Genomic DNA, 1,610 nt, shown 5'->3' on the forward strand with positions numbered 1-1,610 from the left:
TCCTTTTTTTGTATCTTAAAGTAGGTTTAAAAGGCATTTAGATGTTAGCTCAACAGCAAAAGCTTCAATTCAGCACATTTTCGGGGCTGTATGATTTGATTGTTCCAAAAGACAATCTTCTTCGCAAGATCAACGATCTTATTGATTTTAATTTTATTTATAAAGAGTTAGTAGACAAATATTGTTGTGATAATGGCCGTAGGGCAGAATGCCCGGTACGCATGTTCAAGTATCTGTTATTGATAACAATTTATACTGTCTCAGACGTTGACGTGGTGGAACGTTCCAGGTATGATATGTCTTTCAAGTATTTCCTTGAAATGGCCCCTGAGCAGGAAGTTATCAACCCCAGTTCATTGACCAAATTCCGGAAGTTGCGACTGAAGGATACCGATCTTTTGAACCTGTTGATCAGCAAAACTGTTTCTATTGCTATAGAGCAGGGGATTATTCGATCCAGATCCATTATTGTTGATGCGACCCATTCGCTTTCAAGATCAAATCCATATTCAGCACTTGAGGTATTGAGGGAGCGATCAAAGCTACTTCGAAAAGCAGTTTACGCCGTAGATGAGAACCTAAAAGAGCGCATGCCGGAAAAGAATACCTCGGGTGAGCTGGAAAAAGAGTTAGCCTATAGTACAGCACTTGAAAAGTTTATTGAATCAGATCAAACGTTAAGTTTGATTCCAGCAGTCAAAGAAAAGTTAAACCTACTTAAAGAAGCGATTGAGGATACGCAGGAAAATTATACCCTTTCAAAAGACAGGGATGCTAAAACCGGTCATAAATCATCTGACAGCTCGTTCTTTGGTTACAAGACCCATCTGGCAATGACAGAGGAACGTATTATTACAGCTGCTATAGTAACCTCAGGAGAAAAAGGTGATGGTCCCGAGCTTCCAAAACTTTTACAGATCAGCCAGAACAATGGGATTGAAGTGGACACAGTTATCGGCGATGCAGCTTATTCAGGGAAAGATAATCTTGAGCTAACTAACCAGCAGGATATTAAGATCGTAGCCAGGCTGAACCCCTCAATAGCCCAAGGCTTCAGAAAGGATGAAGATAGATTCGATTACAATAAAGATGCTGACATGTTTGTCTGCCCTGCGGGTCATTTGGCCATTCGAAAAGCGCGTCAGGGGAAAAAGAATATTGGGGAGAATCAACTGCAAACATATTATTTTGACGTCGAAAAATGCAAAAGATGTCCAATAAAGGAGAACTGCTATAAAGAAGGCGCTAAGACCAAATCCTATTCAGTGACCATAAAATCAGATCTGCATCAGCAGCAGATAGCCTTTCAGGAAACAGGCTATTACAAGGAAAAAATAAAACACCGATATAAGATCGAAGCAAAAAATAGTGAGCTTAAAAATGTTCACGGCTATGATCGGGCAACATCTTATGGAATTGAAAACATGCAAATGCAGGGCGCATTGACAATCTTTACCGTCAATCTTAAAAGAATCCTCAAACTAACTTACTAAGTAACCGAACTCGCCGAAAAATAGACTGCGAATGCCTACAATCACCATCTCAGCCGAACAAGTCGCTCCATAGTATTCTACTCGAAATAAGTATGAAATAAAAAAGCGATCAAGTAA

General features: G+C 39.8%; 1 protein-coding gene. It reads left to right on the forward strand.

The window, feature by feature from the left end; genetic code table 11:
* The first annotated feature begins 41 nt into the window (after positions 1-41).
* Entirely contained in the window at positions 42-1,493 is a 1,452-nt protein-coding gene (locus IEW69_RS16800) for an IS1182 family transposase (RefSeq protein ID WP_188628034.1), read from the forward strand.
* Positions 1,494-1,610: the final 117 nt, after the last annotated feature.

The organism is Pedobacter quisquiliarum (genome assembly GCF_014642175.1).
GTDB classification, from domain to species: domain Bacteria; phylum Bacteroidota; class Bacteroidia; order Sphingobacteriales; family Sphingobacteriaceae; genus Pedobacter; species Pedobacter quisquiliarum.